The organism is Caballeronia jiangsuensis (assembly GCF_046030135.1).
Taxonomy (GTDB): domain Bacteria; phylum Pseudomonadota; class Gammaproteobacteria; order Burkholderiales; family Burkholderiaceae; genus Caballeronia; species Caballeronia jiangsuensis.
This window is the reverse complement of the sequence record NZ_JAQQDB010000004.1, coordinates 25,482-48,683: the sequence shown is the minus strand read 5'-3', so window position 1 is coordinate 48,683 and position 23,202 is coordinate 25,482. Positions and strand designations below refer to the sequence as shown.

24 protein-coding genes are annotated in these 23,202 nt (G+C 63.8%); 20 read left to right on the top strand and 4 right to left on the bottom strand.

What is annotated here, in order from left to right; genetic code table 11:
• Positions 1–20: 20 nt before the first annotated feature.
• Entirely contained in the window at positions 21–1,175 is a 1,155-nt protein-coding gene (locus PQR08_RS05470) for a methionine aminotransferase (RefSeq protein ID WP_250484259.1), read from the bottom strand.
• Positions 1,176–1,313: 138 nt separating this feature from the next.
• On the opposite strand from PQR08_RS05470, the gene PQR08_RS05465 reads away from it, so the two are divergent.
• Positions 1,314–2,240 (top strand): LysR substrate-binding domain-containing protein, encoded by a 927-nt coding sequence (locus tag PQR08_RS05465; protein ID WP_250484260.1) that lies wholly within the window; start codon positions 1,314–1,316, stop codon positions 2,238–2,240.
• A 7-nt stretch (positions 2,241–2,247) separates the two neighbouring features.
• On the opposite strand, the gene PQR08_RS05460 is transcribed toward PQR08_RS05465, so the two are convergent.
• A complete protein-coding gene (locus tag PQR08_RS05460) occupies positions 2,248–3,402 on the bottom strand; it encodes a branched-chain amino acid ABC transporter substrate-binding protein (protein ID WP_187605467.1) in 1,155 nt (384 codons plus the stop codon).
• 367 nt (positions 3,403–3,769) lie between these two features.
• Here PQR08_RS05460 and PQR08_RS05455 point away from each other — a divergent pair, with 367 nt between their 5' ends.
• The 3 genes from PQR08_RS05455 (at position 3,770) to PQR08_RS05445 (ending at position 6,193) form a co-directional block, all read left to right on the top strand.
• Positions 3,770–4,198: a MarR family winged helix-turn-helix transcriptional regulator gene (locus tag PQR08_RS05455; protein ID WP_238214561.1), complete on the top strand. Its 429-nt coding sequence runs from the start codon at positions 3,770–3,772 to the stop codon at positions 4,196–4,198.
• Between the two features lie 80 nt (positions 4,199–4,278).
• Positions 4,279–4,986, top strand: a complete 708-nt coding sequence (locus PQR08_RS05450; RefSeq protein WP_250484261.1) for an SDR family oxidoreductase — start codon at positions 4,279–4,281, stop codon at positions 4,984–4,986.
• A 13-nt stretch (positions 4,987–4,999) separates the two neighbouring features.
• The gene (locus tag PQR08_RS05445; protein ID WP_250484262.1) at positions 5,000–6,193 is read left to right on the top strand and encodes a thiolase family protein; all 1,194 of its coding nucleotides are present in this window, start codon (positions 5,000–5,002) and stop codon (positions 6,191–6,193) included.
• Positions 6,194–6,199: 6 nt separating this feature from the next.
• Here PQR08_RS05445 and PQR08_RS05440 read toward each other — a convergent pair whose 3' ends face one another.
• Positions 6,200–6,616: a YciI family protein gene (locus PQR08_RS05440; RefSeq protein WP_238295562.1), complete on the bottom strand. Its 417-nt coding sequence runs from the start codon at positions 6,614–6,616 to the stop codon at positions 6,200–6,202.
• Between the two features lie 205 nt (positions 6,617–6,821).
• Here PQR08_RS05440 and PQR08_RS05435 point away from each other — a divergent pair, with 205 nt between their 5' ends.
• From PQR08_RS05435 to PQR08_RS05410, 6 genes are read left to right on the top strand one after another with little or no spacing between them, the layout of a single operon-like run.
• Entirely contained in the window at positions 6,822–7,841 is a 1,020-nt protein-coding gene (locus PQR08_RS05435) for a LacI family DNA-binding transcriptional regulator (RefSeq protein ID WP_250484264.1), read from the top strand.
• A 2-nt stretch (positions 7,842–7,843) separates the two neighbouring features.
• A complete protein-coding gene (locus PQR08_RS05430) occupies positions 7,844–9,331 on the top strand; it encodes a sugar ABC transporter ATP-binding protein (RefSeq protein ID WP_250484266.1) in 1,488 nt (495 codons plus the stop codon).
• The gene (locus PQR08_RS05425; protein WP_035506926.1) at positions 9,312–10,328 is read left to right on the top strand and encodes an ABC transporter permease; all 1,017 of its coding nucleotides are present in this window, start codon (positions 9,312–9,314) and stop codon (positions 10,326–10,328) included. The genes PQR08_RS05430 and PQR08_RS05425 overlap by 20 nt, the downstream gene beginning before the upstream one ends.
• Before the next feature lie 25 nt (positions 10,329–10,353).
• The gene (locus tag PQR08_RS05420) at positions 10,354–11,319 is read left to right on the top strand and encodes a substrate-binding domain-containing protein (RefSeq protein ID WP_250484267.1); all 966 of its coding nucleotides are present in this window, start codon (positions 10,354–10,356) and stop codon (positions 11,317–11,319) included.
• 46 nt (positions 11,320–11,365) lie between these two features.
• Positions 11,366–12,451, top strand: coding sequence for a sugar phosphate isomerase/epimerase family protein (locus PQR08_RS05415; protein WP_250484268.1), 1,086 nt, complete (start codon positions 11,366–11,368; stop codon positions 12,449–12,451).
• Positions 12,448–13,569 carry a Gfo/Idh/MocA family protein gene (locus tag PQR08_RS05410; RefSeq protein WP_250484269.1) on the top strand — a complete coding sequence of 374 codons (1,122 nt, stop codon included), beginning with the start codon at positions 12,448–12,450 and terminating at the stop codon, positions 13,567–13,569. The genes PQR08_RS05415 and PQR08_RS05410 overlap by 4 nt, the downstream gene beginning before the upstream one ends.
• A 68-nt stretch (positions 13,570–13,637) precedes the next feature.
• On the opposite strand, the gene gnd is transcribed toward PQR08_RS05410, so the two are convergent.
• Positions 13,638–15,044: an NADP-dependent phosphogluconate dehydrogenase gene (gene gnd / locus PQR08_RS05405; RefSeq protein ID WP_250484270.1), complete on the bottom strand. Its 1,407-nt coding sequence runs from the start codon at positions 15,042–15,044 to the stop codon at positions 13,638–13,640.
• Positions 15,045–15,325: 281 nt separating this feature from the next.
• Here gnd and PQR08_RS05400 point away from each other — a divergent pair, with 281 nt between their 5' ends.
• From PQR08_RS05400 to otnI, 10 genes are all read left to right on the top strand, one after another.
• Positions 15,326–15,667, top strand: coding sequence for a hypothetical protein (locus tag PQR08_RS05400; RefSeq protein WP_250484271.1), 342 nt, complete (start codon positions 15,326–15,328; stop codon positions 15,665–15,667).
• Positions 15,668–15,698: 31 nt separating this feature from the next.
• Positions 15,699–16,634, top strand: coding sequence for a 2-dehydropantoate 2-reductase (gene panE, locus PQR08_RS05395; protein WP_250484273.1), 936 nt, complete (start codon positions 15,699–15,701; stop codon positions 16,632–16,634).
• Between the two features lie 426 nt (positions 16,635–17,060).
• Entirely contained in the window at positions 17,061–17,390 is a 330-nt protein-coding gene (locus PQR08_RS05390; protein WP_222946500.1) for a hypothetical protein, read from the top strand.
• 71 nt (positions 17,391–17,461) lie between these two features.
• Positions 17,462–18,022: a hypothetical protein gene (locus PQR08_RS05385; protein ID WP_187605480.1), complete on the top strand. Its 561-nt coding sequence runs from the start codon at positions 17,462–17,464 to the stop codon at positions 18,020–18,022.
• Between the two features lie 87 nt (positions 18,023–18,109).
• Complete coding sequence (locus PQR08_RS05380; protein ID WP_187605481.1) at positions 18,110–18,448, top strand: thioredoxin family protein; 339 nt, start codon at positions 18,110–18,112, stop codon at positions 18,446–18,448.
• Positions 18,449–18,533: 85 nt separating this feature from the next.
• Positions 18,534–19,238 (top strand): FadR/GntR family transcriptional regulator, encoded by a 705-nt coding sequence (locus PQR08_RS05375; protein WP_238214583.1) that lies wholly within the window; start codon positions 18,534–18,536, stop codon positions 19,236–19,238.
• 21 nt (positions 19,239–19,259) lie between these two features.
• The gene (gene ltnD / locus PQR08_RS05370) at positions 19,260–20,156 is read left to right on the top strand and encodes an L-threonate dehydrogenase (protein WP_250484275.1); all 897 of its coding nucleotides are present in this window, start codon (positions 19,260–19,262) and stop codon (positions 20,154–20,156) included.
• Positions 20,153–21,430 (top strand): 3-oxo-tetronate kinase, encoded by a 1,278-nt coding sequence (otnK, locus tag PQR08_RS05365; RefSeq protein ID WP_408161087.1) that lies wholly within the window; start codon positions 20,153–20,155, stop codon positions 21,428–21,430. Before ltnD ends, otnK begins: the two co-directional genes overlap by 4 nt.
• Positions 21,430–22,071, top strand: a complete 642-nt coding sequence (gene otnC, locus PQR08_RS05360) for a 3-oxo-tetronate 4-phosphate decarboxylase (protein WP_408161085.1) — start codon at positions 21,430–21,432, stop codon at positions 22,069–22,071. Before otnK ends, otnC begins: the two co-directional genes overlap by 1 nt.
• Before the next feature lie 337 nt (positions 22,072–22,408).
• Entirely contained in the window at positions 22,409–23,197 is a 789-nt protein-coding gene (otnI, locus tag PQR08_RS05355) for a 2-oxo-tetronate isomerase (RefSeq protein WP_408161084.1), read from the top strand.
• Positions 23,198–23,202: the final 5 nt, after the last annotated feature.

Here is a 23,202-nt window from a genome sequence, read left to right as displayed (position 1 = left end):
GTTGGTCTCCAGAAAAGTCGTCAGATCGAACAAAGGCGGCGCGCGCCTTCGACGAGCGTGTCGTCGTCCTTCGCGAACGAAAGACGGATCAGGTGGTTATCGGTGCCGTCGGTGTAGAACGCGGACAGCGGAATCGTCGCGACGCGCGCCTCGCGGATCAGGCGCAGCACGAAGTCGCTGTCGGATTCGTTCGAGATCGCGTCGTACCGCGCCAGCATGAAGAAACTGCCGGCGCTCGGCAACAGTTCGAGGCGCGAGCCCTTCAGCGACTCGGCAAGCAGATCGCGCTTGTGCTGGTAGAACGGCCCGAGATTCAGATAGCTCGATTCGTCCGCGAGCGCTTCGGCGAACGCCATCTGCATCGGCGTATCGGCGGAAAAGGTCATGAACTGGTGGATCTTGCGAATCTCGGACGTCAGCGCGGCGGGCGCGAGACAGTAGCCGACGCGCCAGCCCGTCACGTGATACGACTTGCCGAACGACGACACGATCACGCTGCGTTCAGCCAGCTCGGGATAGCGCGCCATGCCGTGATGCGGCGCGCCATCGAACACGACGTGTTCATAGACCTCATCCGACAGCACGATGATCTTCGTGTCGCGCGTGAGTGCGGTCAGCCGTGCGATGTCGGCGTCCGTGAACGCGCTGCCCGTCGGATTGTGCGGCGTATTGACGAGAATCATGCGCGTGCGCGGCGTGATCGCAGCGGCAACTTCGTCCCAGTCGATGTGGAAATTCTCGGCCGAGAGCTTGATCGCGACGGGCGTGGCGCCCTGCAACTGCACGATCGGCGCATAGCTGTCGAAGGAAGGCTCGAAGTAGATGACCTCGTCGCCGGGATGCACGAGCGCGCTGATCGTCGCGTACAGGCCTTCGCTCGCGCTCGCCACCACGGTGACTTCCGTGCCCGGATCGTAATGCGCGCCGTACAGCTTCTGTGTCTTCACGGCAATCGCTTCGCGCAGCGCGAGCACGCCGGACATCGGCGAGTACTGGTTATGTCCTGCCCGCATGGCTCGCTCGACGCCTTCGATCAGCTTCGGATCGCAGGCGAAGTTCGGCGCGCCCTGCGACAGGTTGAGCGCGTGATGCTCCTCGGCCAACTGGCCTATGACGGTGAAAATGGTCGTGCCGACATTCGGCAGCTTCGACTCGGGAATGCAGGCGCTATGCACGGCAAGTGTCTCCGGAATTGCGGTTCGGCGATGATTGCCGTCGATTCAACCGCAGCAATAAAGCGCGGACAATCGAAACTTTGTCATACTAGCCATGCTTGCAGATCATGGCTACATGCCAAAAACCCGATGCCTCCGATGAAACCGCTGCCCTCGCTCGACGTGCTCAAAACCTTTCTGGTCGTCGCCCAGAAGCTGAATTTCACGCGCGCGGCCGAGGTGCTGAACGTGACGCAGGGCGCGGTCAGCCGGCAGATCGCCGGACTGGAGGCGCATCTCGGTTACGCGCTTTTCACGCGGCAGGCGCGCGGGCTCGCGTTGACGCATCACGGCGCGCTGCTCGTCGCGCCGCTGCAACAGGCGTTCACGCATATCGACGATGCGCTGGCGAAAGGCGGCGCGCAATCCGGCATTCTGCGCGTGAAGTGCCCGACCTGCGCGATGCGCTGGATCCTGCCGCGCGTCATCCGCTTGCAGAACGAGCGGCCGGAGCTGGTGGTGGAGGTGACGGCGTCGGTGTCGCACGGCGTCGAGTTCGGCGCGGAGCCGTTCGATGCGGCGATCGTCTTCGGCGCCGCGCCGTCGCTCAAGGGCGTGACGGCGGATCATCTGTTCGATGAAGTGCTGACGCCGGTTTGCGCGCCCGAATTGTGGAAGCCGAAGAAGCACGCCGCGCCCACGCCCGGCGATCTCGCCGGCAAGACGCTGCTGCATCCCACGCGCGACCGCCGCGACTGGCTTCTGTGGCTCGGCGCTTACGGCTACACGGGCCTGCCGTCGACGAAAGCGCAGCATTTCGACACGCTCGATCTGGCGATGTCCTCGGCGATGCAGGGTCTGGGCGTGACGATCGGCGATGTCTCGCTGATCGAGGAAGACTTGCGCGCGAAGCGCGTGATCGCGCCGTTCCCGCTATGCGTGACGAGCGGCGCGGCCTATTACCTCGCGTATCCGGAGCGGCCCGCGCCGTCGCCCGCCTTGCAGCAATTCGTGCAATGGCTGGGCGACGAGGCGGCGCACACACGCAAAAGGCTGGAGGCCCGGACGCACGCGGCCCAGGCCTGAAGCGTCATTACATGCCGTGCTTGGTGACGACCGACGCCCACTGTCCGTTCTTCACCTGATACAGCGTCGACGAAGCGTTCTTCAGCGCGCCGTTGCTGTCGAAGGCGATCGGCCCGGTGATGCCTTCGAACGAGTTCGACTTCAGCACCGGCCGGTACACGTTCGGATCGATGGAATTGGCCTTCTGCATCGCGTTGATCGCGGCCCACGCGGCGTCGTAGCCGAACGGCGCATACGAAAGAATCGCGACGCCGAAGCGCTTCTGGAACTTGTCGGCGAACGCCTTGCCTTCGGGCAGCTTGTCGAGCGGACTGCCGTATTCCCACGCCTGCGCGCCCTCGGCGGCATCGCCCGCGAGCTTGAGGAAATCGGCGTCCATCACGCCGCCGCCGCCCACGAACTGCGCGTTCATGCCGAGTTGCTTCATCCGCTTGACGACCGCCGCCGCCTGCCGGTCGAGGCCGCCGAAGAAAATCAGATCCGCGTTGGCCGCCTTGATGCGCGTGAGCTGCGCGCTGAAGTCGACGGTCTGGTTGTCGCTGTACTCGCGCGTGACGATCGTGCCGCCCTTCGCCTTCACCGCCTTCTCGAACTCGTCGGCCTCGCCCTGACCGAACGCCGTGCGGTCGTCGATGATCGCGATGCGCTTCGCCTTCGTCGTCGTCACCGCGTAGACGCCGGCGTTGCCCGCGTTCTGCGCGTCGCTCGAAATCACCGTGAACATGTTCTCGAGGCCGCGCGTCGTGATGGTCGGATTGGTCGCGGCTGGGTCGATGGTCGGGATGCCGGCGCTGTTGTAGATCGGCGAGGCGGGCAGCGTCGTGCCCGAATTGAAGTGTCCGACGACGACCACCACGCCGTCATCGACGAGCTTCTGCGCCGCCTGCACGCCGACGCGCGGGTCGGCCTGATCGTCTTCCGCGCGGATCTCGAACTTCGCCGTCTTGCCGCCGATCGTGATCTTCTTCGCGTTGGCTTCGTCGAGCGCGAGCTGCACGCCGTTCTGGAGGTCCTTCCCGTAACCCGCGTTCGCGCCGGTCAGCGGCGCGGCAAAACCCACTTTCACCGTCAGTTCGTCTGCGCTCGCGGCGAAGGGCGCGGCGGCGAATGCAGCCGTGGCGCAAGCCACGAGCCACGCCAGAGGTTTGGTACGGATGCGCATGGTTTTGCTCTCCTTTTTGATTTGGCAATCGAATGGAACACGACCGGTTCAGTGCCGGCAAGACGGACTTGCCCTCAAAGGCCGGCAATCCGGCGATGAAAGCAGCCGCTTCGCGCGCGGCCCGGCACAGGCAGCGGACATGCGCAATGTAGAAAACCAATTTGGCCGCGTCTTGGTGTTAAGTCGCGCGTCCGATGCGGATTTCGGCACAGGCCCGATTCGCCCCGATCGCACGCCCGGAGCGGCTTGGCGCGTTTCGCCGCCGCGCCGCGCGCGACGATTCCCGACGATCTTCGAGCCGCGTCTATCGCGCCGATTGAGAATCCCTCGCTTGACAAAGTGCATATGCACTCATATTCTGCGGGACATGACTTCCAACTCTTCTCCTCTCGACTGCAACTGCTTCGCGATCCGTCAGGCGGCGCGTTATGTGTCGCAGATGTACGAGCGGCATCTGACCGCGGTCGGCATCACGGCGGCGCAGTTCACGATTCTGGCGTCGATCGGGCGCAGGCCCGGCGTGCAGATGGCCGAGCTCGCCGACTCGATGGTGATGGACCGTACCACGCTCGTGCGCGCGCTCAAGCCGTTGCAGCGTGACGGGCTGGTCGAAGCGGCGCAGGAATCGGCCAGCTCGCGCGCGGTCGGCTTGCGGCTGACGGCAACCGGGCGCGACACGCTCGTGAAGGCGTCGGCGCAATGGCGCGCCGCGCAGGCGGAATTCGAAGCGAAGTTCGGCGAGAAGCGCGCAAAGGCGCTGCGCCAATCGCTGTTCGAACTGACGACGATGGAGTGAGTGGCATAGAGCAGGCTCGCCGTGCGCGGGCCTTTTTCGTATCGATATCAGTGCATATGCACAGTTTGATGGAGCACACCATGCGGATCAAAGGAAAAGTCGTTCTCGTCACCGGCGCCAATCGCGGCCTCGGCAAGCAATTCGCGAAGTCGCTCGTCGAAGCGGGCGCGGCGAAGGTCTATGCCGCCGCTCGCGATCCGAAGAGCGTCGATATTCCCGGCGTCCAGGCGATCCGCCTCGACGTAACCAACGCCGCCGATATCGCGGAAGCGGCCGCGACCTATACCGACGTGCAGGTGATCGTCAACAACGCGGGCGTGACGACGCGCGGCCTGCTCGTCGATCCGGCATCGACGCAAGGCATCCGCGATCTGCTGGAGATCAACACGTTCGGCCCGATCGCGCTCACGCAGGCGTTCGCGCCCGCGCTGAAGAAGAACGGCGGCGGCGCGGTCGTCAACGTTCTTTCGGTGCTGAGCTGGGTCTCGTTGCCGGCGGGCGGCGCGTATCACATCTCGAAGGCGGCGGCGTGGGCAGCCACGAACGCATTGCGCGAGGAACTGCGCGAGCAGGGCACGCTCGTCGTGGCGGCGCACCCCGGCTATATCGATACCGACATGACCGCGCAGGTCACCGCGCCGAAGTCCACGCCGGAGCATGTGGTGAACGAAGTGCTCGCCGCGCTGGAAAAGAACCAGGAAGAAGTGCTCGTCGATGAAACCGGCCGCGCGGTAAAGCAGTCGCTCTCGACCGACACGCCCATCTATCTCACCGGCATTCCCCGCTAAGCGAGGCAACGACATGTTCGTGCAAGACATCGTTTTGTGTCATCCGGTGCGTACGGCGATCGGCGCGTTCAACGGCGCGTTGAAGGACACGCCCGCCGTCGATCTCGGCGCGGCGGCCATCGCTGAAACGCTGCGGCGCGCAGGCAAGGCGCTCGATCCCGCGTCGATCGATTCGGTCGTGTTCGGCAATGTGATCCAGGCCGGCAACCGCATGAATCCGGCGCGGCAGGCGTCGGTCGGCGGCGGCGTGCCGGTTTCGGTGCCCGCGCTGGCCGTGAATCGCGTGTGCGGTTCGGGCGCGCAGGCCATCGCGACAGCCGCGACCGAAATCGCGGCGGGCGTCGCCACGCTCGCCATCGCGGGCGGCATGGAGAACATGGATCGCGCGCCGTATCTGCTCGACGGCGGGCGGCGCGGCTATCGCATGGGCAATGCGCAGATTTACGACAGCATGCTGCGCGACGGTCTCGTCGATGCCTTCTCGGGCGAGCATTCGGGCTGGCACACCGAAGATCTCGTGACGAAGCTGGATATCACGCGTGAAGCGCAGGATCGCTGGGCCGAGCGTTCGCAACAGTCGTTCGCGGCCGCGCAGCGGGACGGCCTGTTCGATGCGGAAATCGTCGGCGTCGATGTGAAGGCGGGCCGCGAAACGGTCGCGTTCGCGCGCGACGAGCAGCCGCGCCCGGACACGACGCTCGCGACGCTTGCAAAGCTGCGCCCGGCGTTTCGCCCCGACGGCACGATCACGGCGGGCAATGCGCCGGGGCTGAACAGCGGCGCATCCGCGATGATCGTGACGAGCCGCAAGGAAGCCGAGGCACGCGGCATCGAACCGTTCGTGCGGCTCGCGGCGTTCGGCGTGGCGGCAGTCGAACCGGGCATGTTCGGACTCGGGCCGGTGCCCGCCGTGCAGCAGGCATTGCAGCGCGCGGGCTGGACCCTCGCCGATGTCGAGCGCTTCGAGATCAACGAAGCCTTCGCGGCGGTGCCGATCGCGGTGGCGAGGACGCTCGGCGTGCCGGAAGACATCGTCAACGTGGAGGGCGGCGCGATTGCGCACGGGCATCCGATCGGCGCGACCGGCGCGGTGCTCACGACGCGTCTCGCCCACGCGATGCGCCGCGACGGCGTGAAGCGCGCGATCGTCACGCTGTGCATCGGCGGCGGACAGGGCATCGCGCTCGCGCTGGAGACGATCGCGTAACGTGGGTCAGGGCTTCGCCGCCTTCTGCATCTCATCGAATCCCGCCGCGGCCTGCTGCACGTCCGGCGGGAAGTCGTCCATCTCCATCACCTGGCGCACTTCGATCATCTCCGTGTCCGATCCCGGACAACGCTTCGCCCATTCGATCGCTTCCTCGCGCGACTTCACCTGAAGCATCCAGTAGCCGCCGAGCACTTCCTTCGCTTCGGCGAACGGTCCGTCGGTGACGCGCGGCTTGCCGCCTTCGAACGTGACGCGCGCGCCCATCGACGGCGGATGCAGTCCGTCGAGCGCGAGCAGCACGCCGGCCTTCTGCAATTCCTCGTTGTACTTCATCATGGCGGCGACCGCGTCCGCGCTCGGCATCGTGCCCGGTTGCGCGCTTTCGTAGCCGCGCGGGATCATCAGCATCATGAATCGCATGTGGATCGCTCCTTCAAAAGAGTGTATTGGTGTCGGGCGTCATCTACCCGCTCGCACATTACGACGAGCAACATCGCACGGGATCGACACATGCGTGTGAATTTCTGTCTTAAGCGTTTGTCCCTAGTCGATTGCTGTTGCCATCGCGCTCGTCCGATCAAATAATGTAATCCATTACATCTCGATCGCCGCGAGCGACGCCGCAATGTCAGATACGGTTCGTCCACGTGAGGAAGTATCGATTGCCGACGTCGCCGAGCGCGCGGGCGTGTCGGTCGCCACGGTATCGCGCGTGCTCAACGGGCACACGAACGTTCGCGAGGCGACACGCGAAAGAGTCCGCGAGGCGGTCGCGGCGAGCGGCTATCGCATCAACGAGCTCGCGCGCAATCTGCGCACGGCGGAAAGCCGCCTGCTGCTCACGATGGTCCCCGACTTCGGCAACCCGTTCTACGCGGCGATCGTGCGCGGCATCGACAGCGTCGCGCGCCAGAACGGCTACTTCATGCTGTTGTGCGACACCGGCGCGGACCCGCTGCGCGAGCGAAGCTATTTCGATCTCCTGCGCGGCCGCCGCGCCGATGGCGCGATCTGCCTCGATCCCGCCGCCGTGCAAAAGGCGCTCGCCGAAGAAGCGTCGGCGTTGCCGTGGGTCGCGTGCTGCGAGTTCGATCCTGCCGCGGGCGTGCCGTATGTCGGCATCGACAACCATCTCGCCGCGGGCGATGTCGTGCGCTATCTGACGGCCAAGGGTCATCGGCGCATCGCGCTCATCAACTCGGGACAAGGTTATCTGTATGGACGTCAGCGGCTCGCGGGCTATCGCGATGCGCTGATCGACGCGGGCATCGAGCCGCGCGCCGAGTGGTTGATCGAGCTCGACAGTCTCGACTACGACGCCGGCGAACGCGCGGCCGCGCAACTCGCGGCACTCGGCGATGCGAGACCGACCGCCGCCTTCGCCGTCTCCGACACGCTCGCCATCGGCGTGATGAACGGCTTTCGCGGCGCGGGCCTGGCGGTGCCGGAAGATGTCGCCGTCGTCGGCTTCGACGATATCGCCGTCGCCGCGCATGTCGATCCGCCTTTGACCACCGTCTCGCAGCCGATGCAATTGCTCGGCGAAACCGCCGCCGATCTCCTGCTCCAGCGCCTGCGCGATCCGCGCGCCGAGGTGCCGGGCGTGCTGCTGCCGCATCGGCTGATTCGCCGAAGGAGCGCGTGACGATGAGCCTCGCCGTGCGCTTTCAAGGCATCGAAAAGCAGTTCGGGCCGGTGCGCGTGCTGCACGGCGTCACCTTCGATATCGCGCCGGGCCGCATCTACGGATTGCTCGGCGAGAACGGCGCGGGCAAATCCACGTTGATGAAGATCCTCGCCGGCTACGAGCGCGCGAACGCGGGCGAGCTTTATATCGATGAGCGCCAGCGCGACTTCACGAGTTCACGCGATGCCGAGCATGCGGGCATCGTGCTGATTCACCAGGAACTGAATCTCGCGGACCATTTGAGCATCACGCAGAACATGTTCCTCGGGCACGAGCTGAAGAAAGGCTTCTTCCTCGACGAACCCGCGATGCGCGAAGCCGCGCGTGCACGACTGAGCGACGTCGGCCTGCACAAGAATCCGGATACGAAGGTGCGCGACCTGATCGTCGCGGAGAAGCAGCTGGTCGAGATCGCGAAGGCGATGCTGCGCGACGCGCGGCTGCTCATCATGGACGAGCCGACCGCGACGCTGACGCCATCGGAGACACAGCGTCTGTTCGGCCTGATGGCGCGTCTGAAGGATGCGGGCACGACCATCGTCTATATCTCGCACAAGCTCGACGAAGTGGAGCGCGTGACCGACGAAGTGATCGTGATGCGCGATGGCCGCTTCGTCGCGCGCGCGCCGACCCACGAGCTCACGCGTCAGCAGATGGCGAATCTGATGGTCGGCCGCGAAGTCTCCGACATGTTTCCCGACAAGCCTTCGCTTGCCGCGGATGCGCCGGTCGCATTCGAGGTCGAAGGGGCGTCGGTGCCCGGCTGGGCGGAGGGCATCGGCTTTTCGGTGAAGAAGGGCGAAGTGTTCGGCTTCGCGGGGCTCGTCGGCGCGGGACGCACGGAATTGTTCGAGGCGCTCGTCGGCTTGCGGCCATTGAGCGCGGGCCGCGTCGTGATCGATGGAAAAACCGTCAGCCTGAAGAATCCGCGCGAAGCGATGAGACAGGGCCTCACGTACCTGAGCGAGGATAGAAAAGGACGCGGACTGCACGTCGACATGGCGCTGAAAGACAACCTGACGATGATGACGCTGGAGCGCTATGCGCATCCATTCATCGACATGCACGCCGAACGCGATGCATTGAAAAAAGCGGTGAACGATTTCGGCATTCGCACGGGCAACACGTCGATTCGCGCGCGCATGCTGTCGGGCGGCAATCAGCAGAAGCTCGCGCTCGCGAAGTTCCTGAATCCCGATCCGCGCGTGATCGTGCTCGACGAACCGACACGCGGCGTCGATGTCGGCGCGAAACGCGACATCTATTTTCTGATTCACCGGCTGGCCGCCGAGGGCCGCGCGGTGATCGTGATTTCATCCGAGCTGATCGAGTTGATCGGCTTGTGTCATCGCGTCGCGGTGATGCGCGCGGGCGAACTCGTCACGACGCTCGGCATGGATCTTTTGACCGAAGAGAGGTTGATCGCGCATGCGACCGGCACACACTGAAGACATCGGAAGCGAGAGCCGCCTTTCCGCCGCTGCACGCTTTCTGTTCGGCGTCGGGCCGCTGATCGGGCTGATCGCGTTGTGCATCGGCGGCACGCTGCTCAATGGCGACTTCGCCACCCTCGACAACGCGATGAACGTGCTCACGCGCACGTCGTTCATCGGCATCATCGCGGTGGGCATGACCTTCGTGATCATCTCGGGCGGCATCGATCTGTCGGTCGGTTCGATGGCCGCGCTGATCGCGGGCAGCATGATCTACATGATGAACGCGCTCATGCAGGGCTTTCATGGGCACGCGGTGCCGCCGCTTCTGATCATCGCGCTGGGCGTCGTGCTCGCGCTCGTGCTCGGCGCGCTGTTCGGCTTCGCGCACGGCGTGCTCGTGACGAAAGGGCGCATCGAGCCGTTCATCGTCACGCTGGGCACGCTCGGCATCTTTCGCGCGCTGCTTACGTGGCTCGCGGACGGCGGCGCGCTCACGCTCGACAACTCGCTCGTCGATCTTTACGGGCCGGTTTATTACGCGAGCCTGTTCGGGGTGCCGGTGCCGATCTGGATCTTCCTGATCGTCGCGGCGGGCGGCGCGCTCGTGCTCAATCGCACGGTATATGGACGGCATGTTCAGGCGATCGGTTCGAGCGAGCAGGTCGCGCGTTATGCGGCCATTCGCGTGGATCGCGTGAAGATCGTCACGTATGTGCTGCTGGGCTTGTGCGTGGCCGTCGCGACGATTCTGTACGTGCCGCGCCTAGGCTCTGCCACACCGACGACGGGCCTCTTGTGGGAACTCGAAGCGATCGCGTCCGTCGTGGTCGGCGGCACCGCGTTGAAGGGTGGCGAAGGGCGCGTGATCGGCACGGTCATCGGCGCGATTCTGCTTTCGGTCATCAACAACATCCTGAACCTGACGAGCATCATCAGCGTGTATCTGAATGCGGCGGTGCAGGGCGCCGTGATCATCCTCGTAGCAGTTTTGCAGCGCGGTCGTCGTTAATGCCTACAAATCCGGAGACATCGTCATGAATAAAATGCTTCGCGCGCTCGGCGCGCTCACGCTCGCGGCAAGCGCGTTCGCCGCCGTATCGTCGTCCGCTCATGCCGACGAAAAGGTCGTGCTCGGCGTCGCCATTCCGACCGCGGATCACGGCTTCACGGGCGGCATCGTGTGGTGGGCCAACGAGGCGAAGAAGGAACTGGAGAAGGCGCATCCTGACCTGAAGGTGATCGTGAAGACGGCCGGCACCGCGCCCGAGCAGGCGAACCAGTTGCAGGATCTCGTGACGGTCAACAAGATCAACGCGCTCGTGATCTTCCCGCAGGAATCGGCGTCGCTCACGCAGCCTGTCGCGCAGGTGAAGAAGAAAGGCGTGTACGTGACGGTGGTCGATCGCGGTCTCACTGATACCAGCGCGCAGGATGCCTATGTCGCCGGCGACAACACCGCGTTCGGCAAGATTCCCGCCGAGTATCTCGCGAAGACGCTGAACGGCAAGGGCGATATCGTCGCGCTGCGCGGCATTCCGACGACCCTCGACAACGAGCGCTGGACCGCGTTCGAAGGCGTGATCAAGCAGCATCCGGACATGAAGATTCTCGATGCGAAATACGCGAACTGGAACCGCGACCCCGCCTTCAAGGTGATGCAGGACTATCTCACGCGCTTCAAGCATATCGACGCCGTCTGGGCCGCCGACGACGACATGATGGTCGGCGTGCTGAAGGCGATCGATCAGGCGAAGCGCACGGACATCAAGATCGTCTTCGGCGGCGCGGGATCGAAGGAAGCCGTGAAGCGCATCATGGATGGCGACAAGCGCGTGCAGGCCGACGTGTCGTATTCGCCGAAGTTCATCTACGACGCGATCAAGCTCACCGCCGAGGCGCGTCTAAAGGGCGACAAGCTGCCGCCGACGACGATCATCCCGTCGGTGCTCATCACGAAGGACAACGCCAAGCAGTTCTACTTCCCGAACTCGCCGTTCTGATGCGCGAAGGCCGTTCACCCGGCCTTCTTTCTCTTGGAGGCGAACGATGAAGACCATCAAGGGGCCGGCGATATTTCTCGCGCAGTTCATGGGCGACCGGCCGCCGTTCGATACGTTGAAGAACCTCGCGTCGTGGGCGGGTTCGCTCGGTTACGAGGGCATCCAGGTGCCCGCCGATCCGCGTCTGATCGATCTGGAACAAGCCGCATCGAGCGATGCCTATTGCGACGACATCCGCCGCACGGTGGACGACGCGGGCGTCGCGATCACGGAATTGTCCACGCATCTGCAAGGGCAGTTGATCGCGGTGCATCCCGCCTACGACACGTTGTTCGATGGCTTCGCCGCGCCGCACGTGCGCGGCAATCCCGCGGCGCGCACGGAATGGGCGATATCGCAACTGAAGCTCGCGGCGGCCGCGTCGAAGCGTCTGGGCCTGAGTGCGCACGTGACGTTTTCGGGCGCGCTCGCGTGGCCGTACGTCTATCCGTGGCCGCAGCGTCCGGCGGGTCTCGTCGAAGCCGCATTCGACGAGCTCGCGAAACGCTGGCGTCCGATTCTCGATGAGTTCGATCGCGCGGGCATCGACGTGTGCTACGAACTGCATCCCGGCGAGGATCTCCACGATGGCGTCACGTTCGAGCGCTTTCTCGCGGCGGTGGACGATCATCCGCGCGCGAATATCCTGTTCGATCCGAGTCACTTCGTGCTTCAGCAACTCGATTACCTCGCGTTCATCGATATCTATCACCCGCGCATCAAGGCGTTTCATGTGAAGGACGCGGAGTTCCGGCCGAACGGAAAGCAGGGCGTGTATGGCGGCTATTCGGGATGGACCGATCGCGCGGGACGTTTTCGTTCCCTGGGCGATGGCCAGATCGATTTCAAGGCGATTTTCTCGAAGATGGCGCAATACGATTTTCCCGGCTGGGCCGTGCTCGAATGGGAGTGCGCGCTGAAGCATCCGGAAGACGGCGCGCGCGAGGGCGCGGTGTTTATCCGCGATCGCATCATCCGCGTGGCCGAGCGTGCGTTCGATGATTTCGCCGGCAGCGGCGCAAGCCGCGAGCAGTTGCGCGGCGTGCTCGGTATCGAAGACAAAGCGGGAGACAAAGCGGGAGACAAGCAATGAACCGCGTGCGACTGGGCATGGTCGGCGGCGGCGAGGGCGCGTTCATCGGCGCGGTGCATCGCATGGCCGCGCGGCTCGATGATCGTTACGAGCTGGTGGCGGGCGCGTTGTCGTCGGATGCGCGGCGTGCGGCTGCGAGCGCGGCGGCTATCGGCCTTACGCGCAGCTACGACGATTATCGCGAGATGGCGCGCACCGAGGCCGGGCGCTCGGACGGCATCGAGGCGGTGGCGATCGTCACGCCGAATCATCTGCATGCGCCGATCGCGACGGCGTTTCTCGAGGCCGGCATACACGTGATCTGCGACAAGCCGCTGGCCGTGTCGCTCGATGAAGGCGAGGCGCTGGCGAAACTCGCGCGCGAGAAGGATCGCGTGTTCGCGGTGACGTATACGTACACGGGCTATCCGCTCGTGCGTCACGCGCGCGGGATGGTGCGGCGTGGCCTGCTCGGCGATATCCGCGTCGTGCAGGTGGAGTACGCGCAGGACTGGCTGTCGCTGCCCGTCGAGACGCAGGCGAACCGGCAGGCGGTGTGGCGCACCGATCCGGCGCTGGCCGGTCCGGCGGGCTGTCTCGGCGATATCGGCACGCATGCGTATCAGCTCGCGGAGTACGTGACGGGCATGAGGCCGGCGGAGTTGTCGGCGGACGTGACGACGTTCGTGCCGAATCGCCGTGTCGACGATCACGTGCAGGCGATGTTCCGCTATGCCGGCGGCGCGCGCGGGATGCTGTGGGCGAGCCAGGTCGCGGCGGGCGAGGAGAACGCGCTGCGCCTGCGTGTGTACGGCACGAAGGCGGGCATCGCATTCGATCAAGAGACGCCGAACGAGTTGTGGTTCACGCCGATAGGAGGCGCGTCGGAGCGGATTACGCGCGGCCGCGTGCAAAGCTCCGAAGCGCTGCATGCGACGCGCGTGCCGGCCGGGCATCCTGAAGGGTATCTGGAAGCGTTCGCGCAGGTTTATACGGATGCGGCGGCGTGCATCGCGAGCGGAACGACACAAGGGGATGACTGGCTCACGACTGTCGAGGACGGGGTGGCGGGATTGAGGTTCGTGGATGCGGTGTTGAGGAGTAGCGAGAGGAATGCTGAGTGGGTGACGCTAGGGTGATCTGAAAACAAAACGGGGCAACTCGATGAGTTGCCCCGTTCCGGGCAGACTGTCAGACCGTCAGTCCGTCACGCCCAGTTCGCGTGAAAACTCCCCGCCTTGTCCACGCGTTCGAACGTATGCGCGCCAAAGAAATCCCGTTGCGCCTGCACGAGATTCGCGGGCAGCCGCTCCGAGCGATACGCATCGAAATAGGCAATCGCCGACGAGAACGCGGGCACCGGAATCCCCGCCTTCACCGCCGCGACGACCACATCGCGCAATGCGTCCTGATACTTCGCGGCGATATCGCTGAAATACGGATCGAGCAGCAGATTCGCGAGCTGCGGATTCTTGTCATACGCATCCGTGATCTTCTGCAGGAAGCGCGCGCGGATGATGCAGCCCGCGCGGAAGATCTTGGCGATCTCGCCGTAATGCAGGTCCCACTTGTATTCTTCCGATGCCGCGCGCAACTGCGCGAACCCTTGCGCATACGACACGATCTTGCTGAGATACAACGCGCGCCGCACCGACTCGACGAACGCCGTGCGATCGCCATCGAACTGGGGCGCGGGGCCGCTCAGCACCTTGCTCGCCGCCACGCGCTGATCCTTCAGCGAAGAAAGCACGCGCGCGAACACGGCTTCGGTAATCAAAGGCAGCGGCGCGCCGAGATCGAGCGCGTTCTGGCTCGTCCACTTGCCGGTGCCTTTTTGCGCGGCGCGGTCGAGAATCACATCGACGAGATCCTTGCCGGTTTCATCGTCCTTCTTCGCGAAGATCTTCGACGTGATCTCGATCAGATAGCTGTCCAGCTCGCCCTGATTCCACTCGACATACACCTTGCCGAGTTCTTCGTTCGACAAACCGGCGACGCGCTTCAGCACGTCATAGCTCTCGGCGATCAGTTGCATGTCGCCGTACTCGATGCCGTTGTGCACCATCTTCACGAAATGGCCCGCGCCGTCCGGACCCATGTAGGCGACGCATGGCTCGCCATCCGGCGCCTTCGCCGCGATCTCGGTGAGGATCGGCGCGACGAGTTCGTAGGCTTCCTTCTGTCCGCCCGGCATGATCGACGGGCCTTTCAGCGCGCCTTCCTCGCCGCCCGACACGCCCGTGCCGATGAAATGCAGGCCCGACTTCGCGAGATCCTGATTGCGGCGGATGGTGTCGGTGAAATGCGTGTTGCCGCCGTCGATGAGAATGTCGCCTTTCTCCAGCAGCGGACGCAACGAAGCGATGGTCTCGTCGGTGCCGGCGCCCGCCTTCACCATCATCAGGATGCGGCGCGGCTTTTCCAGCGACTCGACGAACTCTTCGAGCGTGTAGGTCGGTACGAGCTTCTTGTCGGGATGTTCGGCAATCAGTTCGTCGGTTTTGGCGCGGCTGCGGTTGTAGACCGAAACGGCGTGACCGCGGCTCTCGATGTTCAAGGCCAGATTGCGGCCCATGACGGCGAGGCCCACCACGCCGATAGCTTGTTTGCTCATGCTTGATCTCCGGATAACCGAAGCGGACGCGGCTCGTGGCGCGGCTTCGGGATGAAAACGTGTCGATGGGAGCGGCGCTCGCGTGAGAGGTCGTCTCGGGTTCGATCGGCGGCTCGACGGGCCGTGCGGCGATCCAATCGTCTTGCGCGAGCGCAGACCGCCCCGAATTTACCACTTCGAGCCGCATCCGGCAGGGCGCGCGCCGGACGATCGAGCGCGCGGCGCCTCGGCGTCTTAGAATGAACGCCCGCAACGAGCACGCCGCGAAGGCCACTTGAAACATGCCGCCCTCCCGGCGCGCGCGCAGCCATCATTACTCCGTCTACGTGATCGAACTCGCCGGCGCCGTCTGGAACGAAGCGCGCTTTCGCCGCGCGAATCCGGACTACGTGATCGGCATGCCGTTCGTCTACGTGGGCATGACGGGCATCGATCCCGACGTGCGCTTCGACAAGCACAAGGCGGGCATCCAGTCGAACCGCTACGTGCGCGATTTCGGGCTGCGGCTCCTGCCGCATTTGTACGAGATGTACAACCCGATGCCCTACGACGGCGCGCGCGACATGGAAGTGGAACTGGCGATCGGCTTGCGCGAAGCGGGCTATGGCGTGTGGCAGGCGTGAAGCGGTGCATCTGACCAACAAGGAGCAAGACATGCGGATTCTGGTAGTGGGCGCGGGGGCCATCGGCGGATATTTCGGCGCGCGGTTGCTCGAAGCGGGCAGGGACGTGACCTTCCTCGTGCGCGAGCGGCGCGCCGAGCGGCTGCGGCAATGCGGCCTGAAAGTGAAAAGCCCGGAGGGCGATCTCGCGTTCGCCTGTCCGCCGATGGTGCTCGCGAAAGACATCGACCAGCCATACGATCTCGTGCTGCTGAGCTGCAAGGCCTACGACCTGCAAGGCGCGATTGACTCCTTCGCGCCCGCGGTCGGTCCCGGCACCGCGATCCTGCCGCTCCTGAACGGCATGGGCCATCTCGACGCGCTCGATGCGCGCTTCGATCCGGCGAACGTACTCGGCGGCCAATGCGTGATCGCCGCGACGCTCGACGCCGAAGGCGAAATCCTGCATCTGAACAACATGCATTCGATGACCATCGGCGAACGCGGCGGCGGCCGTTCCGCGCGCATCGACGCCATCGCAGCGCAACTCGGTGGCGCGGGCTTCGATCTGAACGTGAGCGAGGACATCCTGCAATCGATGTGGGACAAGTGGGTGTTCCTCGCGACGCTCGCGACCGGCACGTGCCTGATGCGCGCGCCCATCGGCGACATTCTCGCGGCGCCGGGCGGCGAGGCGCTGCTCGTCCAGCTCTTCGACGAATGCCGCGGCATCGCCGCAGACAACGCGCACGCGCCGGGCGAGGCGGTCGTCGCGCGCGCCCGTGCGTTCTTCTCCGAGCGCGGCTCGCTGATGACCGCGTCGATGCTGCGCGATCTGGAGAACGGCGCGCCGATCGAGGCGGATCACATCGTCGGGGACTTGCTGGCGCGGCGTCGCACGGCGGTCGGTGGCTTGTCGGCGCTGGCGGTGGCCTATGCGCATTTGAAGTCCTACGAGGCACGCCGGACGCGCATGGCGCGCGCCTGAGCACGCACTCCTCGCCACTCGAGCGCCGCCGGAAAGGCGGCGCTTTTTTGTGTCCTGGACATCTCAAAAAATGACAATTCGGATTATTGACTGCCCAAATATTGACGTAGATTGAAGTTCATTGACGTCGATTGACGCTCGTGACAGTCGAGAAGATCGGCGTCGATAAATAATTCCGATTAGATTATTATTATTAAAAGCCCGTTCTTTCGACCGCGCAACGCTTTCAGCAATGTGCACGAAGACGCTTTGCTTTAAAACTTGTGTTTAAAGATTTACATAATAATCGTGATATATGTCGATCGGTAAAACAATGAGAAGAATATTTCAAAAAAACGAAGAGCCTCTCAACCGGAATATTAATTCGATTTCAAGGAGCGGCGTTGCATGTCAGAGAGACATCAAATGAAAAGCAAAAGTCCGCCGGTGATTCCCTCGCTCATCTGCCCGGGGATGCCATTGAATGGCGCGCAGATCGGCGTAATCGTCCGTATCATCGACTCCGATGCCTCCGTCTATGTCAATTATCTCGTGCAAACGCGTGACGGCACGCAATACTGCGCCCAGATGGACGTCCGGCGCCGGCACAACCGCCACGCGCTGATGCGCCTCGCACTTGAATCGGGACGTTTCGTGATGCTGGTTGGCGGAATAAACAGCTATGTGAGAACAGCGGTCGTCGGTGCTCCCGGTCATGCGCTTGTCGATGGCAGCGGCGATTCTCAGCCGAACGATGCGCGGACGGATCGGCCGTAAATATGCAGTGCCGCGTCGTGAAATAATCCGGACGCGCGCGAATCAATATTCATAAATGAGAAGGGTTACAAGTGAGACAGTTTGATAGTTCGGTCAATCTCAGCATTGTTCAGGGTGGCATTCCACTCACGGGTGTCAAGGGTGGATTTCTCACCCGCATTATCGATTCAAACGATTTCGACAAGGTCAATTTCGTCCTCAAAACAGGCGAGGGCGTCTTGTATTGCGGTCAGTTGAATATCGTCACTCACGAGAACCGAAACAAACTCCTGATGATGGCGCTGGATTACGGACTGCCGGTCGCGCTCTCCGGCGACGATTCCGGAGTCATCACCGGACTCGCCGTTGCACCGAGCGATTCGCCGATTCCGTCCCTGAGTTCCTCGTTTCTGAAATTGCAGGACAGCCGCACCGGCATGGTGGTGAGAATCGTCGACAAGGATCAAATCTCGGCGATCACCTATGTGCTCCAGACGAGCGACGGCTCGCGGTACTGCGCGCAGATGTGGCCCAACAGGGACAACTACGACAACCGAAACAGCCTTTTCATGATGGCGCTGCGAATGAACATCCCGGTGACAATCACGGGCGGCGCCAATCACGAGGTCACCGGGATCGCGATCGGATCGTAATATCCCTGCTCCGCGTCCGCCCGCTTTGGCACGCAGGCAAGCTTTCTGCTAATTTCATCGGCACGAAAGAGAGCAAGGACGAGCGTCATGAGCATGAATATCGAATACGCGAAGACCGCGCCCGGACGCGCGGATATCGATGCGCTGAGCGGCCCGATGGTCGTCGAATTCGGCACCGACTGGTGCGGCTTCTGCCGCGCCGCGCAGCCGCTGATCGCGCAGGCGTTCCAGGGTCACGGTGCTGTGAAGCACATGAAGATCGAAGACGGCAGCGGCCGCCCGCTCGGCCGCTCGTTTCGCGTGAAGCTTTGGCCGACGCTCGTCTTCATGCTCGGTGGCAAGGAAGTCGCGCGCCTCGTGCGCCCCGGCGATGTCTCCGAAATCCGCGACGCGCTCGCGCTCATCGACGAGCCGCTTGCGCAGTAGACCGCTCTGAGGGTTATTCCCCGGTCAACGTCTTTCTCGAAACTTGTATGATGACCCGATGACCTTACGAGCCTCGTCGAGTCGAATGTTCGAGAAGATTCCGCCGCGCGCGCTGTCCGACACGGTTGCGCAGCAATTGCAGAAGTTGATCGAGAAGGGCAGTTTCGCCGCGACCGGCAAGCTGCCGACCGAGGCTGTGCTCGCGCAGGAATTCGGCGTGAGCCGCACGGTGATCCGCGAAGCCATTTCGCGGCTGAAGAACGAAGGCATGGTCGAGCCGCGCCAGGGCAGCGGCGTGTTCATCGTGGAGCGGGCGGGCATCCGGCCGTTGCGCATCGATTACGCGCAGGCGATCGAGCCGGGCGCGGTCGTGCAGATTCTCGCGCTGCGCCGGGCGATCGAGGCCGAAGTCGCGTCCGAAGCCGCGCAGCGCCGCACCGACGAACAACTCGCCGTCATCGAAGACACGCTCGCGCGCATCGACGAAGCGGTGCGTGCGGGCAGGAATGGCGTCGAGGAAGACGTTGCGTTCCACCGCGAAATCGCGAACGCGACGGGCAACCCCTACTTCCTGAAAACCCTCACCTTTCTGAACCAGTATCTCGAAGCCGGCACGATCGTCACGCGCGGCAACGAGGCGCTGCGCGAGGACTTCATGCGGCAGGTGCGCGAAGAGCACGCGGCGATCGTCGAGGCGATCCGCTCGCGCGATGCCGCCGCCGCGCGCAACGCCGCGCAGACCCATCTCATCAACGCCGCGCGCCGTCTGGCGGAAGCCGGCATCTGCTAATTCATCGGGACGAGAAACGCTATGACGAGAAACGTGGGAGTCATCGGTCTGGGCGCAATGGGCATGGGCGTCGCGCGCTCGTTGCTGCGCGCGGGCTTCACGGTGCACGCGTGCGATGTGAGAAAGCCCGTGCTCGATGCGTTCGCAGCCGAAGGCGGCATCGCGTGCGCATCGCCGGCGGAGTTGGGCGGCAAGTGTGAAGTCGTGCTGACGGTCGTCGTCAACGCGGCGCAAACCGAAGCCGTGCTGTTCGGCGAGAACGGTGCGGCAGAGGCGATGAAGCCCGGCAGCGTCGTGCTCGCGTGCGCGACGGTATCGCCGCAATTCGCCGCGGACCTTGGCAAACGCATCGGCGAAAAAGGCGTGCTGCTGCTCGACGCGCCCTTGTCCGGCGGCGCGGGCAAGGCCAATTCCGGCGAAATGACGATGATGACTTCCGGCCCCGCCGACGCCTACGCCGCGTGCGAGGACGTGCTCGATGCGATCGCGGGCAAGGTCTATCGCCTGGGCGACGCGCACGGCGCGGGCTCGAAGGTGAAGATCATCAATCAGCTTCTCGCGGGCGTGCATATCGCCGCGGCCGCCGAAGCGATGGCGCTCGGCCTGCGCGAGGGCGTCGATCCCGATGCGCTCTACGACGTCATCACGCACAGCGCCGGCAACTCGTGGATGTTCGAGAACCGCGTGCCGCACATTCTGTCGGGCGATTACACGCCGCTCTCCGCCGTCGATATTTTCGTGAAGGATCTCGGCCTCGTTCTCGATACCGCGCGCACGTCGAAATTCCCGCTGCCGCTTTCGGCGGCGGCGCACCAGATGTTCATGATGGCGTCCACGGCCGGCCACGGCGGCGAGGACGATTCCGCGGTCATCAAGATTTTTCCGGGCATCGACATTCCGAAGGGAGCGAAGCAATGACGCAAGCGGCGCAGGCACTGCTCGGCTGTATCGCCGACGATTTCACCGGCGCGACCGATCTCGCCAACATGCTCGTGCGCGGCGGCATGCGCACGGTGCAGACTATCGGCATTCCCGAAGCGGGCGCGCGGATCGACGCGGACGCGATCGTCGTCGCGCTGAAGTCGCGCACGATTCCCGCCGACGACGCCGTGCGCCAGTCGCTCGACGCGCTCGAATGGCTGCGCGCGCAGGGTTGTCGCCAGTTCTTTTTCAAGTATTGCTCGACGTTCGATTCCACCGACCGCGGCAACATCGGCCCGGTTGCGGATGCCTTGCTCGATGCGCTGAAGGACGATTTCACGATCGCCTGCCCCGCGTTTCCGGAAAACGGCCGCACGATCTTTCGCGGCAATCTGTTCGTCGGCGATGTGCTGCTGAACGAGTCGGGCATGGAGAATCATCCGCTCACGCCGATGACCGATCCGAACCTCGTGCGCGTGTTGCAGCGTCAGACGAAATCGAAGGTCGGCCTGATTCGCTACGACACGATCGCGAAGGGCGCGGACGCGATCCGCGCGCGCATCGACGAGTTGAAGAAGGACGGCGTGCGCCTCGCCATCGCCGATGCCGTGTCCGACGCCGATCTCTACACGCTGGGCGAAGCATGCCGCGATCTCGCGCTGATTACGGGCGGCTCGGGCATCGCGCTCGGGCTTCCGGAGAACTTCCGCGCGGCGAATCTGCTCGCGCATGCGGAACATGCTGCCGACCTGCCGAAGATCGAGGGCAAGTCGGTGGTGCTGGCGGGCAGCGCATCGAAGGCGACCAATGCGCAGGTTGCGCGCTGGCGTGAATCGAAGCCGGGTTTCCGAGTCGATCCGCTGGCGCTTTCGCGCGGCGAGCCGGTGGTGCAAAGCGCCGTCGAATTCGCGCGCAAACACGACGAGCCGGTGTTGATTTACGCGACTTCATCGCCTGATGAAGTGAAGGCGGTGCAGAAGGAACTGGGCGTCGAGAAGGCGGGACAACTGGTCGAATATGCGCTTGCGTCGATCGCGCGTCAGTTGCGTGACGATGGCGTGCGCAAGTTTGTCGTCGCGGGCGGCGAAACATCGGGTGCGGTGGTGCAGGCGCTCGACGTGCGTTCGTTGCGCATCGGGCTGCAGATCGATCCGGGCGTGCCGGCCACGCAGTCCATCGGCGCGAATGCGGAGGAAGCGCTCGCCCTCGCGCTCAAGTCCGGCAATTTCGGCGCGACCGATTTCTTCGAGAAGGCGTTGAAGGCACTGTGATGGCGACGACTGAAAACTCCATTCGCGAAGAGATTTGCATCACGGGCAGGAGCCTGTACGAGCGTCGATATACGGTGGGCAGCGCGGGCAACATCAGCGCGCGGCTGGATGACGGCTGGCTGATTACGCCGACGGACGCGTGCCTTGGCTGCCTCGATCCGAACGACATCGCGAAGGTGGATCTCGAGGGCAATCACGTGTCGGGCGGACGACCATCGAAGACGCTGGCGCTGCATCGCCGTATTTACGAGAGCAATGCCGAAGCGCGTGGCGTGGTGCATACGCATTCGACGCATCTGGTCGCGCTGACGCTCGCGGGCGTCTGGAAAAACGACGATGTTTTGCCGCCGATCACGCCGTACTACGTGATGAAGGTTGGACATGTTCCGTTGATTGCGTATCGCCGACCGGGCGATACGGCGGTGGCGGAGGAAGTGGCGGCGCTGGCGTCGAGCGTACGCGCGGTGCTGCTGGAGCGACTCGGACCGGTGGTATGGGAGAAATCGGTGTCGCACGCGAGCTACGCGCTGGAGGAGTTGGAGGAAACGGCGCGGCTATATCTATCGACAATGCCGCGCCCCGAGCCGTTGCAGGAAGCGGCGATAGAAGATTTGAGAAACACGTTCGGCGCCCGCTGGTAAAGGCAAGAGCACAAAAAAGAAAACCCGACGGCAGCGCGAAGCGCGGTGCCGGATGAATGACTGCGAACCAGCGCGCCAAAACGTTTAGCGCGTCAGACCGTGCGCGAGCCAAGCCCGGTAAGACTTGAGAGGGCGACACTTAGGCGAGTACCACGGGCGGCTGGCAAGCGTGGCTAACGTGCGTGTGACCGCGGGCGTGAGAGAGCTGTTTCTTTGGTTACTTTCTTTGCAGCAGCAAAGAAAGTGACTGCCGCCCCGCACAGGGGCAGAGCCAATAGACCGACACGAAAACAGGATTCCGCGAAACAACCCGAACCGAAAGAAGGAGCACAAGCAAATGCCAAAATTCGCCGCAAACCTGACGATGATGTACACGGAACATGCGTTCCTGGACCGTTTTGCAGCAGCATCGAAAGACGGCTTCAAGGCGGTTGAATTCCTGTTCCCATACGACTTCGCAGCGAAAGACATCGAGCAGCGCCTAAAGGACAACAACCTGACCCAGGCGCTCTTCAACGCCCCGCCGGGCGACTGGTCGAAGGGCGAGCGCGGCATCGCGTCATTGCCGGGACGAGAAGACGAGTTCAGACAGAGCGTCGCGAAAGGCCTCGAATACGCGGCCGTGCTGGGCAACAAGAAGCTGCACGTGATGGCGGGCCTGATCGCCCCGGATCAGCCGCGAGAGCAACATCGCGCGGTATACAAAAAGAACCTCGAATACGCGGCGAAGGAAGCGCAGAAGGCGGGCATCGGCATTGTGATCGAGCCGATCAACACCCGCGACATCCCCGGCTTCTTCCTGAACCGTCAGGACGACGCACAAGCCATCTGCGACGAAATCGGCGCGCCGAACCTGCAAGTGCAGTTCGACATCTACCACTGCCAGATCGTCGAAGGCGACATCGCGATGAAGCTCAAGCGCGACATGAAGCGCCCGAACGCGGGCATCGGCCATATCCAGATCGCGGGCGTGCCGGAGCGGCACGAGCCGAATATCGGCGAACTCAACTATCCGTATCTGTTCGAGCTGATCGATTCGCTCGGCTACGAAGGCTGGATCGGCTGCGAATACAAGCCGAAGGCGGGCACGTCCGAAGGTCTCGGCTGGCTCAAACCTTATCTGTGAGAGGA

Excerpts from the sequence above, each read along its gene's own strand:
- PQR08_RS05465 (WP_250484260.1), top strand. The coding sequence starts at position 1,314 with ATGAAACCGCTGCCCTCGCTCGACGTGCTCAAAACCTTTCTGGTCGTC.
- PQR08_RS05460 (WP_187605467.1), bottom strand. The coding sequence starts at position 3,402 with ATGCGCATCCGTACCAAACCTCTGGCGTGGCTCGTGGCTTGCGCCACG.
- PQR08_RS05455 (WP_238214561.1), top strand. The coding sequence starts at position 3,770 with ATGACTTCCAACTCTTCTCCTCTCGACTGCAACTGCTTCGCGATCCGT.
- PQR08_RS05450 (WP_250484261.1), top strand. The coding sequence starts at position 4,279 with ATGCGGATCAAAGGAAAAGTCGTTCTCGTCACCGGCGCCAATCGCGGC.
- PQR08_RS05445 (WP_250484262.1), top strand. The coding sequence starts at position 5,000 with ATGTTCGTGCAAGACATCGTTTTGTGTCATCCGGTGCGTACGGCGATC.
- PQR08_RS05440 (WP_238295562.1), bottom strand. The coding sequence starts at position 6,616 with ATGCGATTCATGATGCTGATGATCCCGCGCGGCTACGAAAGCGCGCAA.
- PQR08_RS05435 (WP_250484264.1), top strand. The coding sequence starts at position 6,822 with ATGTCAGATACGGTTCGTCCACGTGAGGAAGTATCGATTGCCGACGTC.
- PQR08_RS05430 (WP_250484266.1), top strand. The coding sequence starts at position 7,844 with ATGAGCCTCGCCGTGCGCTTTCAAGGCATCGAAAAGCAGTTCGGGCCG.
- PQR08_RS05425 (WP_035506926.1), top strand. The coding sequence starts at position 9,312 with ATGCGACCGGCACACACTGAAGACATCGGAAGCGAGAGCCGCCTTTCC.
- PQR08_RS05420 (WP_250484267.1), top strand. The coding sequence starts at position 10,354 with ATGAATAAAATGCTTCGCGCGCTCGGCGCGCTCACGCTCGCGGCAAGC.
- PQR08_RS05415 (WP_250484268.1), top strand. The coding sequence starts at position 11,366 with ATGAAGACCATCAAGGGGCCGGCGATATTTCTCGCGCAGTTCATGGGC.
- PQR08_RS05410 (WP_250484269.1), top strand. The coding sequence starts at position 12,448 with ATGAACCGCGTGCGACTGGGCATGGTCGGCGGCGGCGAGGGCGCGTTC.
- gnd (WP_250484270.1), bottom strand. The coding sequence starts at position 15,044 with ATGAGCAAACAAGCTATCGGCGTGGTGGGCCTCGCCGTCATGGGCCGC.
- PQR08_RS05400 (WP_250484271.1), top strand. The coding sequence starts at position 15,326 with ATGCCGCCCTCCCGGCGCGCGCGCAGCCATCATTACTCCGTCTACGTG.
- panE (WP_250484273.1), top strand. The coding sequence starts at position 15,699 with ATGCGGATTCTGGTAGTGGGCGCGGGGGCCATCGGCGGATATTTCGGC.
- PQR08_RS05380 (WP_187605481.1), top strand. The coding sequence starts at position 18,110 with ATGAGCATGAATATCGAATACGCGAAGACCGCGCCCGGACGCGCGGAT.
- PQR08_RS05375 (WP_238214583.1), top strand. The coding sequence starts at position 18,534 with ATGTTCGAGAAGATTCCGCCGCGCGCGCTGTCCGACACGGTTGCGCAG.
- ltnD (WP_250484275.1), top strand. The coding sequence starts at position 19,260 with ATGACGAGAAACGTGGGAGTCATCGGTCTGGGCGCAATGGGCATGGGC.
- otnK (WP_408161087.1), top strand. The coding sequence starts at position 20,153 with ATGACGCAAGCGGCGCAGGCACTGCTCGGCTGTATCGCCGACGATTTC.
- otnC (WP_408161085.1), top strand. The coding sequence starts at position 21,430 with ATGGCGACGACTGAAAACTCCATTCGCGAAGAGATTTGCATCACGGGC.
- otnI (WP_408161084.1), top strand. The coding sequence starts at position 22,409 with ATGCCAAAATTCGCCGCAAACCTGACGATGATGTACACGGAACATGCG.